The organism is Nocardia sp. NBC_01377, assembly GCF_045040005.1.
GTDB classification, from domain to species: Bacteria; Actinomycetota; Actinomycetes; order Mycobacteriales; family Mycobacteriaceae; genus Nocardia; species Nocardia noduli.
The window spans coordinates 7,722,525-7,736,157 of the sequence record NZ_CP109566.1 but is presented as its reverse complement, the minus strand read 5'-3'; the positions used below and the strand labels follow the sequence as shown (position 1 = coordinate 7,736,157).

Genomic DNA, 13,633 nt, shown 5'->3' with positions numbered 1-13,633 from the left:
CCCCCGGTAGGCTACCGGCCATGCCCCAGACGACGGCGATAACCAGGGACGGACGCGGGCCCATGGATACTTACTCCCCCCGACCGGATCGCTTCGACAGCGCGGGCCAGGACCAATTGGTCGACGTCCGCGACCTACAGGCCGCCCTGCCCGCCATCCGGCGCTTGCGCACCTGGGCCCACGAGTCGCTCGCCCTGCGACTCGGTGAATCCGCCGTCGACATCGGCTCCGGCACCGGCTCCGAAGTTCTCGCATTCGCCGAAGCCGTCGGACCGAGCGGCACCGCCATCGGCGTCGAACCCGATCCCAATCTGCTCGCCTCCGCCGAGCGGCGGGCCGAACAGGCGGGCTCGTCGGCGAAATTCCATTCCGGCGACGCCTACGGCATACCGTTCGGCGCCGAGACATTCGACGCCGCGCTCTGCGAGCGGGTGTTCCAGCATCTGACCGCGCCGGGGCGCGCGGCGAACGAGATCGCCCGCGTGCTGCGGCCGGGCGGCCGTACCGTCGTGGTCGATGTCGACTGGGGCACCGCGATCGTGCACCCGGGTGAACTGTCCGTAGTACGCCAGGTCGTCGATACCCTGGCCGCCGCGACCACCAATCCGCGCTCGGGCCGCAGGCTGCCGGGACTGCTCACCAGGGCTGGCCTTGTCATCGACGACATCGGCTCACACGCACTGGTCCAGGAGCGCACCGTCGGCGCGGGCTCGCTGGTCACCAGGATTTCCGCCATGGCGGTGGCGCGCGGTGCGCTCACCGAGGCCCAGCGCGATCAATTGCTCGCCGACCTGCGCCGCGGCGCCGAGAACGGCGATATCCACCTCTCGGTCACCATGTTCGCGGTACTGGCCCACAAACCGCGCTGATCCCGTTCGAAAACGGCGGGCCCCACCGAATTCCGGTGGAGCCCGCCGTTTCTTCCGTTATTCCGCCAGCGCTTTCTCGGTCGCGGCGAGCAGCACGCAGGTCGCGAGGCCGTCCATGGCCTTCTCCAGTTCGGGCAGCTTCGGGAAGCTCGGCGCGATCCGGATATTCTTGTCTTCGGTGTCGTTCCGATACGGGAAGGCCGAACCGGCTGCGGTGAGCGCGATTCCGGCGTCCTTGGCCAGCGCGATCACGCGGGCGGCGGTGCCCTCCAGCACGTCGAGGCTGATGAAATAGCCGCCCTTCGGCTCGGTCCAGGACGCCACCTTCGACGCGCCGAGCCGGTCCTCCAGGATCTTGCGCACCAGCGCGAATTTGGGTTCGAGGATCTCGCGATGCTTCTGCATATGCGCCCGCACCCCCTCGGCGTCGCCGAAGAAGCGCAGGTGCCGCAGCTGATTGATCTTGTCGGGACCGATACTGCTCTTGGCCGCGTGCCCCAGGTACCAGTCCAGATTCGCGGTCGACGCACCGAGGAAGCTGACGCCCGATCCGGCGAAGGTGATCTTCGAGGTGGAGGCGAAGACGATGGGGCGGTTCGGGTTTCCGGCCGCCGCCGCGAGTCCGAGAACGTCGATGACGGGCTCGGCGGTATCGGTCAGCGGGTGCACCGCGTAGGCGTTGTCCCAGAACAACCGGAAGTCCGGCGCCGCGGCGCGCATCGAAACCAGTTCACGGACAACGGCTTCGGAGTAGACCGTGCCGGTCGGATTGGCGTAGTTCGGCACCGCCCACAGGCCTTTGATCTGCGGGTCGGCGGCGACCAGCTCGGCGATGGCGTGGGTGTCGGGCCCGTCGTTGCGCATCGGGATCGGGATCATCTCGAAACCGAGCGCCTCGGTGATGGCGAAATGCCGGTCGTATCCGGGGCTCGGGCACAACCATTTGATCGTCGATTCCTCGACCCAGCGCCGCTCGGAATCATTGGTGCCGTACAGCATCGCGTAGGTGATGACGTCGTGCATCAGTTGCAGGCTCGCGTTGTTGCCCGCGATCAGGTTCTCCACCGGAATGTTCAGCAGTTCGCCGAAGATCGCGCGCAACTCCGGGAGACCGTGTTGCCCACCGTAATTACGGCAGTCGACCCCGCTGCCGTCGCGGTAGTCGCCAGGACCCGGTAGCGATAACAGCCCCGCCGAAAGATCCAGTTGTTCGGGCGAGGGTTTACCCCTCGTCAGGTCCAGCGTGAGCTTTTCGGCCTGGAGCGTCACGTAATTCGCGGTCTGGGTCTCGTGTTCGGACACGAGCTCCTCGTGGCTCATCACACCGATTTGCGTTTGCCGGGGCATCCTGAAAGGCCTTTCGAAGCAGCGTAAGGGGGTGTTTCGACGTCCTGGCCGAAGCCTGTGGCGACCGTCGGCGGACCGCTGTTCACGTTACCCGGCCGTCGCTCCGAAGTGGGGGGCATATACGGGCCGAATCCGATCCACCCCGGCCCGAACTTCACGGGAGGGAATCGGCCGAGTGGCCGGAAATTAAGGGGACCCCGCGCACCCGGCAGAGCCCGTTGACCCTTGCTGCCTTCCGGCCCTGGGGGAGTTCACAGGATGCGCGCCGCGCGGGATCCGTCGGCAAGTGTAGCCGGTTGTCGATCGCCCGTACGAATCCGGGGCACACCGAATGTGTCCGCACTGGTCAGAGCGACGCGGTTCCGAAACCTCGGCGAACCGACAGGCTCCGAACCGTCGGTTCCCGGACGAACCGACGACGGCGGGCCCACCGATCCCACCACCGACGATCATGCGCCCGACCCCCGGTTTGGCATGTCGAGGGGTGGAGCCGCTATGCTGCTCCACGGAGGATTCGCCTAGTGGCCTATGGCGCTCGCCTGGAACGCGGGTTGGGTTAACGCCCTCAGGGGTTCAAATCCCCTATCCTCCGCCACGAGAACGGCCGGGGTGGATACGTACACACGTATCCACCCCGGCCGTTCCGCTTCGATAGAGCCGCTCACCGGAGGGAAACTCGGTCGCCCTCGACTCCCGCGCCGAACGTCAGGCCGAGACCACCGCCGGTTCCGGGAGCAATGCCATGAGCTGTTTCGTATGACCGGGTAGTTCCACTTCCGTCAGACCGGTGATGATGTCGCGCAGCGGAACGGGACGGTCGAGCAGCAGCGTGGTGCCCGACAGCAGTCGGGTCGATACGGGGATATCGAGTTCGGTCTCGCTCAGCGACGAGCCGACCAGTGCGCACATGGCGTCCGCTTGGCCGCTGATCCGGGCGCGGAGCCCGGCGGAGCCACCGGCGAGGGTGATGGCGCGGTCGATGGTCCAGGGGTCGAGCGTGAGGCGGGTGTCGTAGACGGTGTGGGATCCGGCGGTGACCGCGGCGACCACGCCGATGGTCGTGGCGTCCACGAGGGTGACGTGGGCCAGGATCTGGTCGGCGTTCCATTCGCCGGGCGGCGAGGTGGCGGTGTCCGCGACGGTGACGGCGGCGTCGAGCAGCGCGTCGTAGGCCGCGCGCAGTGCGGTGGTGTCGAACATGTCGGCCTTCTTCCGTGATCGTCAGGCGTGCGAGTCGGTCATCTCCCACGGCGCCTGCGGGAGGACGTGCCCGGTCTCCAGCAGCGATTTGAGGTTGGCGAGCACGGCGGGCCAGCCCTGCGAGATACCGTCGCGCATATCGGCGTTCGGGAACTTCTCGTGGGTCACGGTGAGCCGGACGATGTCGCGGTGCGGTTCGACCAGGAAGGTGACCACCGACGGTTCCCTCGCCTTCTCCGCGTCCGGGACATCGTCGAAGGTGACGACGAGATGGGTGGGCGGTTCGGCTTCGAGCACCGTGCCGAAGACGTCGACCTTGTCCGATCCGTCGACGCGGCGGTGCTCCCACTCCGAGCCCGGCTGCCAGTCCGACACGTTCGCGTGCCCCCAGTACCGCGCCGTCAGATCAGCATCGGTCAGGGCCTTCCACACCTGTTCCGCACTGGCCTTTATATATGTGACGTAGACATAGCTCGGTATGGATGTACTGGTCATGGCGTACTCCTCTGCCTGATTCTTGATGGCGTTGATCATCTGTAAGCGGGGACGGTCGAATATCGCGATCCAGCGCTGTTCGATGTCGTGGATCGGCACCGGATTGAGGTAGTGCAGCCGTTCGCGCCCACGCCGCACGACAGTGACGAGACCGGCTCGCACGAGGATGTCGAGATGCTGCGTCACCGACTGCCGCGCCATATCCACGCTCTCGCACAATTCGCGCAGGGTCTGCCCGTTGTGTTCGCGCAGCCGATCGAGCAGTCGCCGCCGTGTCGAATCGGCCAGCGCCTTGAAAACCGAGTCCATCTCTGTCGCCTCGCCACTCACCTCACAATTATGCAGTTATTTACCTGCCTATTGCAACAGCGGCGTTCCACCGGATCGGACGGTTCGAGGAACCGGGCACGAAAAAGGGCTCCGATCGGATGTACCGATCGGAGCCCTCTGTCAGGCGAAATCAGGCCGGGTCAGAGGCACTCACCGTTGGCGACGCTGCCGCGGACCCACACGCCGAAGCCCGCGTCCCTGGTGCACTCGGTGCCGTCGGGGAGGTTGACCTGGACGTAGCGGCCGTCGGGCATCAGGCACCCCGCCTTACCCGCGAACTGGCCGGGAACATTGAAGTAGTTCTGCGGGTAAGTACCGCCGATGGCCGCGCAGGCTGCTTCCACCTGTGCGCGCAACTGCGCCTCGTTCTGCTCGGCCGCGGCTACACCTCCCGCGAAGACCGTCATCGCAGTAGCCGCCAACGCCGCGAAACCAGCGGCCAGAACTCGAACACCCATACCGGAAACTCCTTGTTGTCCAACGCCGTTGTGATCGAAATTCACAGTAGATGGCTCGGTTGTGATTAGCCAAGTACGCGATCTTGTCGTTGATCGGACAAAGGCGGGACACAATGTCCTCTCGCAGGTCACGGCGGAGAAAACGGTACGCGATATCAATTCGCGAAGCGCCCCGAAGAAATCCCTTCGCGCGAATGGTCGCGCGATGGCATGCTGACAGGGTTCGGGGTGGTGAGGTGCGATGAGGTGGGGGAAACATGCTGGTCGAGTTGGCCGTCGGTGACGCGTACGGTGCCGGTTTCGAGTACGCGGAACCCGCTTTCGTCGCCGAGCACAACACCCTCTCCGGATATGTACAGCATCCGACCCACCTCGGCATCCGACCCGGCGCCTACACCGACGACACCCAGATGACGTTGGCCGTCGCGGAGTTGCTCGTGTCGGGGAAGCCCTGGGACCGTGCGCATCTGGCCGAATATTTCGTGCGCGCCTACCGCAGGGACCCGCGCGACGGCTACCCCGGACGGTTCCAGCAATTCCTCGACACCGTCGGCACCGGGGCCGATTTCCTCGCCCGCATCGAACCGGCCAGCGACAAGAGCGGCGCGGCGATGCGCGCGGGCCCGATCGGTCTGCTGCCGACCGTCGAGGACGTCCTGCACTACGCACGGGAACAGGCGCGCGTCACCCACGACACCCCGGACGGGATCGCCGCCGCCCAGGCCGCGGCCCTCGCGGTGCACTACTGCCACCACGGGATCGGCCCGGTCTCGGAATTGCCCGGCTGGATCGGGTCGCGACTCGGCGCTTCGTGGGCGCGACCGTGGCGGGGGAAGGTCGGCTCGAAAGGCTGGATGAGCGTGCGCGCGGCGCTCACCACACTCTCGACCAGCACGAGTCTGCGTGAGGCGTTACGCGGCGCGGTGGCCTGGACCGGCGACGTCGACACGGTCGCGACGATCGCGCTGGCCGCCGGATCTCGCACTCCCGAAATCACCAACGACCTGCCTGAGATCCTCACCGACGACCTGGAGAACGGCGCGTTCGGACGAGACTATCTGCGCGACTTGGACTCTCTCCTGCTCGTGGCGTACTCCTGAGGGCAGGGACGCATCCGAGCGGGTTGTGCGGGCGCGCGGGAAGCCGGCGCCGTCGGAGACCGCGCCGCGCACGAGCGTGATCCCCGGGGTGCTCGTCAACGCGGTTCGATGGCCGAAACCCGGTTCAGCGCGACGCGCAGGAGTTCGGTGTAGACGTCGATATCGGGGAGTACCGCCGGGTCGGCGTGCACCGAGATCGTCACCGTATCGCCGAGGCCGTGAATCCCGTGGGTCAGGTGCATCACCGAACCGATCGCGGGAAATCCGCCGGTGAACCGCACGGGACCGCCGAAGTGGAGATCGGCGGCGCCCCGGTGCACGCTGGAGACGACGGTATGGCCCGCGATGGAGTCGGGAGTGTCGAGCGGATAACTCTCGGTGTCGCGCCGCAGAACCCGCGCCGGCGTCACCGCCGTCACTCGCTCCTGCGCTCCCAACAGCGGATGACCCGCGCGGATCCGGCGTTCGGCCAACTCGTCGGCGATACGGTCGGCACGGCGGGACAGATCCGGTTCGTCCACGTGGAGATCGACGCCGAGGCCGCGATAGTTGTTGCGCACGTCTGCGCCCGCGGGCACCGCCATGGGCACCTGTGCGCCGAGCCGATCCACCGATTCGCCTCGGAGGGCGAGGTATTCGGCGAGTGCGACCGATACCGCGGTCAAGGCCAGTACCGTCACGGTACGTCCCGCGCGCCGCATGTCCGCACCGTCGGACACGATCACGCGCACCGCGTGCCGCGAAATACCCTCGGCGGCGGATCGGTTCAGCGGGGTGGGCGTGAACCCCGACGGGGGCGCGGGTACCGCACCGGCGGCGGTCAATCGTGCCAGTTCCCGCTGGGCCCGGTAGGCGCGCACGCCGCGCGTCACGGTTTGCGCCACCTGTACGGGCGTAGCCATCAATCCGACCACGGCGTCGACGGGTTCGCTGCTCCCGACTCCGCGGAGAAAGCCCACCGCACGGTTGCCGAGGGCGCGAGCCTGCCCGAATACCGAATCCCGGGATGAATCGGCATCCGAGTCCGATTCCGCCATGACCGCTTCCGCGCCGACCCCGGGCAACGCGAACAGCGCACGCGCCACCGCGGAGGCACGGCGTCCGTCCACCAGCGCGTGCGACATCTGCAACAGCACGACCGTCGCCGGTTCGGATTCGACTCCCGGCGCGGGTGCGCCTTCCACCGCGCGAAATACGTGAACGCGCCACGGCCGGACCTCGGCATCCACCGAGGTGTCGAGTAGTTCCCCGACCGCGTCCAGCAGATGCGGCCAGTCCGGGCGGGGCAGATGGTGTTCGACGAATTGGTCGTCGCGGAAATCGCACGGCGCCCAGGCCGGGTAGTCGAGATCGCCGCGAACCGCGCGCAGCCGCACGCGCAGGTCGGCGATCTCGGCGCTGCGTGTTTCGATGAGAGCGCGCAGCACCGCGGTCGGTACGCCCTCGTCGGCGAAACTGTAGAGCAGGAACAGATCGTTGCGGGTACGCGCGGACAGCCAGAACATCGTCGCGTCCTGCGCGGCGACCCTATTCACCCGCATATCGCGCCGCCCGCGGCCGACGGGGTGCCGCGCTCCGCGAATCCGAAGCCCCCGGCGCGTTTTCTCACCGCTCCGATACCACCGCTGTCCGACCGCTCACTCACGGATCCGACCATATCGACCGAATGCCGCCACGGTGCGTAGGTGATGGCCTTCGAGGCCGAGACCCGGGGGGGGGACGGGGTCCCGAGAAGAGGGAAAGTCCGCGCGTCGATGCGCGGACGTCACGAGCGAGGGCGGCAGGTGCCACGCGATTTCGCCGCAGTCGATGAAAAGTGTTGCGGAACAGTAGGTTTCGCAGACGCGACGACCCCGAGTTTGTGCCTACCCGGGGCCATGCTTACCGTTCCGGCGCCCGAGGACTCAGGAACGCCCGAACGCCCCGACCGAAACCTCTGTTAGGAATGCGTCCCATTCACCCGGAGCGAATGCCAGCACCGGGCCGTTGCCATTATCTTTGGTGTCACGAACTGCTACTTTGCCGTTGCCGAGAACCGCGACTTCCACGCAGTTCCCATCGGGGCCGCTGTATGTGCTCTTGTGCCACACAGCACCCGTCAAATCAACCTCCACGGCACTAGCTCCTTTGCTGCGTCGAGAACGAGAACTCATTGGACATCGTTCTAACTAGCACCGGAATCCAGCGAGGAAGCGCCGAATCCCCGTGGTGCGCCTAGCGTTAGCGCGCTACTTTCACGGTGCGTCGTATCGCACTGTCGTTCGAGGTGGAATACACCCCCGGGGTCGTCCCCGCGCGGTAAACACTAGCAGCTCCGCTCATAGTTTGCCGACCTCCGGATTATTCGATCACCATTTTTGCCAATCTTGCGAAGATATGATGTTGCGGGAACATTGCCAGCACCGAACCGGGTAACAAGTGGACCTCGGATGACCAACTTCCGAACGGGCGTGATTGGTCCGTGATGCGCCAATTGGTCCACCGCCGATCCACATCCGCGACACGGCCGACACGAAGCGTGGATCATGGAGACATGCTGGAACGCCCCCGCGACGAGGCAGGTCGCGCCCGTAACCCCCGTCCTCGTGATCGATTCGGACGTCCACTACCGCACGGTAGTGTCGGAATTCCCCGAATTCCGGACGACCTGAATCTGCCACCCCAGCAAACTCTTACCTTCGCCCAGCAACTGCTGGACGACGGTTTGGCATTCAACGCACACGAGGTATTAGAGGCCGCATGGAAGCACCAACCGTTCGCCGAAAGGATGCTGTGGCAAGGGTTGGCCCAATACGCGGTCGCTCTGACACACATCCAACGGGGCAATCCGAAGGGTGCGCGTACCCTGCTCGGCCGTGCGGTGACCCGTCTGGAGAGCTACGAGCCAGGTGATAGCCCGGAACCCACCGACGCCGCGGGCTCCTACGGGGTGGATCGGCGAGGGCTGATAGCGCACGCGAACGCACTGTTGCGAGCACTCGAGGCGGGAACCCCGATCACGCCGGACGAGTTGAAGCCTCGACTGTGCGGCCGATGACCCGCACTACCATGGCGATCGTGTCCGCCCGCTCCGAAACAGATCCGACCCGTGGCTGAGCGGGCCGCGGGTAGATACGCCCCGAGCCCCTCCGGTGACCTACACCTGGGCAATCTCCGCACCGCCCTGCTGGCCTGGCTGTTCGCGCGATCGACCGGAAGACGTTTCCTGATGCGGGTCGAGGATCTCGATCGCGTGCGCCCCGGCGCCGAACAGCGCCAGCTCGCCGATCTCGCCGCGCTCGGCGTGGACTGGGACGGACCGGTGGTGCGACAGAGCGAACGTCTCGACCTGTACGACCACGCCATCGACCGACTCCGCGCCCAGGGCCGCACCTACGAATGTTTCTGTACCCGCAAGGAAATACAGCAGGCCGCGACCGCCCCGCACGGGCCGATGGGCTCCTACCCCGGCACCTGCCGCACCCTGACGACCACCGACCGCGCCCGGCTGCGCGCCGAAGGCAGGCCCGCCGCGCTCCGATTGCGCGCCGATATCACCGAATACGAGATCGTCGACGAATTACACGGCGTCTATCGCGGCCCGGTCGACGATGTGGTGCTCCGTCGCGGTGACGGCCTGCCCGCCTACAACCTGGCGGTCGTCGTCGACGACGCCGACCAGCACATCGACCAGGTGGTGCGCGGTGACGACCTGCTGCCGTCGACCCCGCGGCAGGCGTATCTGGCCGCGCTGCTCGGCCTGCCCGTACCGCGCTACGCGCACGTCCCGCTCGTACTCAACACGGCCGGGCAGAGATTGGCCAAAAGGGACGGTTCGGTCACGCTCGCGGACCGAACGGCCCTCGGCGACACCGTCGAAGACGTGGTCAGCGCGTTATCATGCTCGCTGGGCTATAGCGCTCGTACACCGGCGCACCTGCTCCGACAATTCGATCCCGCCGTGCTGCCACGTCGGCCGTCGACCTTCGATGAGAATGGGTTGTTGCAACCCGACGGATGTCCGTAACGTACCCAGTCGACCGATCTATTGATCTACTGATCACAACGAGGACTAAACACTATGACAAGCGGTGGCTACGACCCCAACCAGAATCCGCAGGGCGGCCAGCCGTACGGCGAACCGTATCCGCAAGGTGGACAGCAGTACCCGCAACAGGGCTACGGCCAGCAGCCCCCGCAGTACGGGCAACAGCCGCCGCAGTACGGGCAACAGCCGCCGCAGTACGGGCAACAGCCGCCGCAGTACGGGCAGCAGCCTTACGGTCAGCAGCAGCCGCAGTACGGGCAGGACCCGTACGGTCAGCCGCAGCAGCAGTACGGGCAGGACCCCTACCAGCAGCAGGGCTACGGCCCGCAGGGCGGAGGATCCGGTGTCGGGGCCGATATCGGCGTCCGCATCGGCGCGCGCGTCATCGATCATCTGATCGTGGCCATCCCCGTCGTGATCATCGTCTCCGTCCTCTTCGGTCTCGACACCGGAGGACAGATCATCAACGGCGTGCTGTCGACCGTCGCGCTGCTCGGCTACTTCGTCGGCATGGAGACCAGCCAGGGCACCACCCTCGGCAAGAAGCTGCTCGGCCTGAAGGTCGTCGCCCCCGGCGGCGCGCCCAAGCTCACCCCCGAGGTCTCGCTCAAGCGCAACCTCTACGTCGCCGCGCAGATCATTCCGTGCGTCGGCAGCTTGATCTCGCTCGGCCTGGCGATCTACATCATCATCACCACCTCGCAGGATCCGAACAAGCAGGGCTGGCACGACAAGTTCGCCGGCGGCACCCAGGTCGTCAAGGCCTGATATCGCGCACCGAACCGAACAGGGGCGCCCCACGACGGGAGCGCCCCTGTTTCATGTCCGGCGACCGGCTAGGTCGAATTGTTGGCCAGCAGAATGACGAAGTAGATCGCCACCGAGACGATGCCGCCGACACCGACCCAGATACCGGCCAGCGCCATACCGCGCCCTTCCTGCGGACGCTCCTTCAGCTGATTCAGCGCGAGCACGCCGAGAATGATGCCGACTATCGACCCGACGGCGCAGGTGCAGAACCCGAGCAGCGACGCGACGAGCGCACCGATCGCCAAACCGTTGGTGCCCTGCGCGACCGGCCCGCCATAGGGCTGATACCCGGACGGATAGCCGTAATTCGGCTGCTGCGGATACGGTTGCGCGGGCGACTGCTGATAGGGCTGCTGCTGGTACTGCGGCTGCGACGGCTGCTGATACGGCGGCGGTTGCTGCTGTGGTTGCTGCGGGTATTGCGGAGCCGAGGGATACCCGGACGGTTCGGAGGTCGGGTACTGCGGGACCGAACTCTGCGCGCCGGACTCCGGCGACACACCTTCGCCGCCGTACTGTTTCCACCACTCGTCGGAATCGCCGGGATTCGTCATGGCTACAGACTAATGGGCGAGGACAACCCGTAGCACAGCCGAAGCCGACGTTCGACCTGACACGGCGGGCCGAGAACCTGGTTTGATGAGACCCGTGAGTGACTCGATCAAGACCGAAGAACACGAGGGGTCTGGACACCCCGCCGACCATGCGGCATTCGCCCAGGTCGCGCGGGGGTACTACACACCCATCGTCGTACTGTTCACCGCTACCCTCATCATCTCCAATATCTGCGCCACCAAAGGCGTGGAGTTCCTGGGCGACAAATCGGTGTCGCTCGGTCCGCTCCAGATCCTGCCGATCGCGACCGACGGCGCGTTCTTCCTCTTCCCCCTCGCCTACATCCTCGGCGACGTCCTCAGCGAGGTCTACGGCTTCCGCGCCACCCGCCGCGCCGTCTACTACGGCTTCGCCGCCCTGCTGCTGACCGTCGCCTGTTTCGCCATCGCCATCCGCCTGCCCGCCGCCGGTTTCTACGAGAACCAGGAAGCGTTCCGCACCGTCATCGGCACCACGCCGCGACTCGTCGTCGCTGGCCTCGCCGGATATTTCGTCGGCCAACTCCTGAATTCCGCCACCCTGGTACTGATCAAGGAACGGACGAAGGAAAAATACCTGTGGGCCAGGCTGATCGGCTCCACCGTCATCGGCGAATTCGCCGACACCCTCATCTTCTGCTCCATCGCCGCCGCCGCCATCGGCATCGACACCTGGGAACAGTTCGTCAACTACGTGATCATCGGGTTCCTGTGGAAGACGCTCTGCGAGATCGTCGTCATGCCGATCACGTACCGGGTCATCGCCTTCTTGAAGAAGCACGAACCCAGCTACAGCTGAAATTTTGGCGGCCCGGGGGCCGCGGGTTCGCGGCCCTTCTTGTCTCGCGTCCGAGCGGTCGAGACTCGCGACTGCGTCGCATTGTCTCGACCGCTCGGACGCGAGACGGCCGCGAACGGGCGCTCGTAAGGCTCGCGCCGTGGGGGTGGGGTGGGTGTGAGTGGTTGCTTATGGGCTCGCCCGGGGCTGAGTCAGGACGGCTCGAGGTCGGCGGGCACCAGTACTGACGACGTCCATCGAAATCCTGCGAGGACTCCGGCACCGTGCGGGTTCAACATGCATGGGTCGCTACTTCTTGGCGCTGTTCCAGAGGCCGAGGGTCTCCGTCTTGAAAGCGTCGAAGTAACCGCCGTCGATGCTGGCGCGGATCTGGTCGACCATGCGAATCGTGAAGCGCTCGTTGTGGATCGTGCACAGGGTCGCGGCCAGGATCTCCTTGGCTTTGAACAGGTGGTGCAGGTAGGCGCGGGTGTAGTTGGCGCAGGTGTAGCAGTCGCAGGTGTCATCGATGGGGGTGAAATCGCGGCGGAAGCGGGCGGTGTTGATGTTGAACCGGCCGCGTGCCACGTAGATGGCGGCGTTGCGCGCGACGCGGGACGGGTTGACGCAGTCGAAGGTGTCGGCGCCGTTCTCCACGGCGACGAAGATGTCCTCGGGCTCGCTGATGCCGAGCATATGCCTCGGCTTCTCCTCGGGCAGTTCGTCGCAGCACCAGCCGACGATGGTGCCGAGGTTGTGTTTCTCGAGTGCGCCGCCGATGCCGAAACCGTCGAAGGATGTGCCCGCTTCGCCGCGGATCGCGTCCAACTCCCGGCAGGCCTTGCGGCGCAGATCCTCGTACTGCGCGCCCTGGATCACGGCGAACAGCGCCTGGTACGGATGCTGGGCGCGCGCGGTGGTCAGCCGTTCGTGCTCATCGATGCACCGCTGCGCCCACTCGTGCGTGCGTTGCAGTGATTTCTCCTGGTAGCCACGGGTATTGAGCAGCGTGGTCAGTTCGTCGAAGGCGAACATGATGTCGGCGCCGAGCTGATGCTGGATCCCCATCGAGACCTCGGGGGTGAAGCGGTGTTTCGACCCGTCCAGATGGGAGCGGAAGGTGACGCCGTCGTCGTCGACGGTCGCGAGCCGTTCCTTGCCCTTGGCGATCACGTCATCACTGCGGACGTCGACGGCCTCCATGGCGAGCACCTTCTTGAATCCGACCCCGAGCGACATCACCTGGAATCCGCCGCTGTCGGTGAAGGTCGGCCCCGGCCAGTTCATGAATTTCCCGAGCCCGCCCGCGTCGTCCACGATGTCGGAACCCGGTTGCAGGTAGAGGTGGTAGGCGTTCGCGAGCAGGGCCTGCGCGCCGATTTCCTTCATGGTCTCCGGCAGCACCGACTTGACCGTCGCCTTGGTGCCGACGGGGATGAACGCGGGCGTCGCGATGGCGCCGTGCGGCGTTTCGATCACGCCGGTTCGCCCGTGCCGCCCGTCGAGCCGGGTACCGACGGTGAAGGAGAACGATTCGGGTGCAGACACGACGACCATCCTCCCAGCGCACTCCCGCACACCGCGCCGCAGGGCCGGTGGCACCTGCGGCGATCGGTGTGTTCGGCG

The 13,633-nt window shown here is 66.1% G+C and carries 14 protein-coding genes, 1 tRNA gene and 1 other RNA gene; 7 read left to right on the top strand and 9 right to left on the bottom strand.

Translation table 11 applies throughout. The features are described 5' to 3' along the window. Positions 1–20 precede the first annotated feature (20 nt). Positions 21–869 (top strand): methyltransferase domain-containing protein, encoded by an 849-nt coding sequence (locus OG225_RS35630; protein ID WP_405179135.1) that lies wholly within the window; start codon positions 21–23, stop codon positions 867–869. Positions 870–926: 57 nt separating this feature from the next. Here the strand turns inward: OG225_RS35630 and OG225_RS35625 are convergent, their stop codons facing one another. Further along, positions 927–2,216 (bottom strand): aminotransferase class I/II-fold pyridoxal phosphate-dependent enzyme, encoded by a 1,290-nt coding sequence (locus tag OG225_RS35625; RefSeq protein WP_405179134.1) that lies wholly within the window; start codon positions 2,214–2,216, stop codon positions 927–929. 186 nt (positions 2,217–2,402) lie between these two features. Further along, an RNA gene (ffs, locus tag OG225_RS35620) (signal recognition particle sRNA small type) lies at positions 2,403–2,497 on the bottom strand. A 226-nt stretch (positions 2,498–2,723) separates the two neighbouring features. Between ffs and OG225_RS35615 the strand changes: the two genes are divergently transcribed. Beyond that, a tRNA-Ser gene (locus OG225_RS35615) sits at positions 2,724–2,811 on the top strand. 110 nt (positions 2,812–2,921) lie between these two features. Here the strand turns inward: OG225_RS35615 and OG225_RS35610 are convergent. The 3 genes from OG225_RS35610 to OG225_RS35600 form a co-directional block, all read right to left on the bottom strand. Continuing rightward, positions 2,922–3,416: a hypothetical protein gene (locus OG225_RS35610; protein ID WP_405179133.1), complete on the bottom strand. Its 495-nt coding sequence runs from the start codon at positions 3,414–3,416 to the stop codon at positions 2,922–2,924. Positions 3,417–3,437: 21 nt separating this feature from the next. After that, a complete protein-coding gene (locus OG225_RS35605; RefSeq protein WP_405179132.1) occupies positions 3,438–4,220 on the bottom strand; it encodes an ArsR/SmtB family transcription factor in 783 nt (260 codons plus the stop codon). A 161-nt stretch (positions 4,221–4,381) separates the two neighbouring features. Continuing rightward, on the bottom strand, positions 4,382–4,699 hold the full coding sequence (locus OG225_RS35600; protein WP_405179131.1) for a hypothetical protein: 318 nt from the start codon (positions 4,697–4,699) through the stop codon (positions 4,382–4,384). A 257-nt stretch (positions 4,700–4,956) separates the two neighbouring features. Between OG225_RS35600 and OG225_RS35595 the strand changes: the two genes are divergently transcribed. Beyond that, entirely contained in the window at positions 4,957–5,799 is an 843-nt protein-coding gene (locus tag OG225_RS35595; RefSeq protein WP_405179130.1) for an ADP-ribosylglycohydrolase family protein, read from the top strand. Positions 5,800–5,894: 95 nt separating this feature from the next. On the opposite strand, the gene OG225_RS35590 is transcribed toward OG225_RS35595, so the two are convergent. Then, positions 5,895–7,340: a hypothetical protein gene (locus tag OG225_RS35590; protein WP_405179129.1), complete on the bottom strand. Its 1,446-nt coding sequence runs from the start codon at positions 7,338–7,340 to the stop codon at positions 5,895–5,897. A 363-nt stretch (positions 7,341–7,703) separates the two neighbouring features. Further along, on the bottom strand, positions 7,704–7,913 hold the full coding sequence (locus OG225_RS35585) for a DUF397 domain-containing protein (protein WP_216911265.1): 210 nt from the start codon (positions 7,911–7,913) through the stop codon (positions 7,704–7,706). Between the two features lie 419 nt (positions 7,914–8,332). Between OG225_RS35585 and OG225_RS35580 the strand changes: the two genes are divergently transcribed. The 3 genes from OG225_RS35580 to OG225_RS35570 are packed head-to-tail and all read left to right on the top strand — an operon-like array spanning position 8,333 to position 10,594. Then, entirely contained in the window at positions 8,333–8,836 is a 504-nt protein-coding gene (locus OG225_RS35580) for a DUF309 domain-containing protein (protein ID WP_405179128.1), read from the top strand. Positions 8,837–8,887: 51 nt separating this feature from the next. Next, positions 8,888–9,805 carry a tRNA glutamyl-Q(34) synthetase GluQRS gene (gluQRS, locus tag OG225_RS35575; protein WP_405179127.1) on the top strand — a complete coding sequence of 306 codons (918 nt, stop codon included), beginning with the start codon at positions 8,888–8,890 and terminating at the stop codon, positions 9,803–9,805. 54 nt (positions 9,806–9,859) lie between these two features. Further along, positions 9,860–10,594 (top strand): RDD family protein, encoded by a 735-nt coding sequence (locus tag OG225_RS35570; RefSeq protein ID WP_405179126.1) that lies wholly within the window; start codon positions 9,860–9,862, stop codon positions 10,592–10,594. Positions 10,595–10,662: 68 nt separating this feature from the next. On the opposite strand, the gene OG225_RS35565 is transcribed toward OG225_RS35570, so the two are convergent. Next, positions 10,663–11,190, bottom strand: coding sequence for a DUF4190 domain-containing protein (locus OG225_RS35565; RefSeq protein ID WP_216911269.1), 528 nt, complete (start codon positions 11,188–11,190; stop codon positions 10,663–10,665). 85 nt (positions 11,191–11,275) lie between these two features. Here OG225_RS35565 and OG225_RS35560 point away from each other — a divergent pair, with 85 nt between their 5' ends. Beyond that, positions 11,276–12,028: a queuosine precursor transporter gene (locus OG225_RS35560; protein WP_405179125.1), complete on the top strand. Its 753-nt coding sequence runs from the start codon at positions 11,276–11,278 to the stop codon at positions 12,026–12,028. 288 nt (positions 12,029–12,316) lie between these two features. Here OG225_RS35560 and tgt read toward each other — a convergent pair whose 3' ends face one another. Beyond that, positions 12,317–13,564 carry a tRNA guanosine(34) transglycosylase Tgt gene (tgt, locus tag OG225_RS35555; RefSeq protein WP_405179124.1) on the bottom strand — a complete coding sequence of 416 codons (1,248 nt, stop codon included), beginning with the start codon at positions 13,562–13,564 and terminating at the stop codon, positions 12,317–12,319. Positions 13,565–13,633 lie beyond the last annotated feature (69 nt).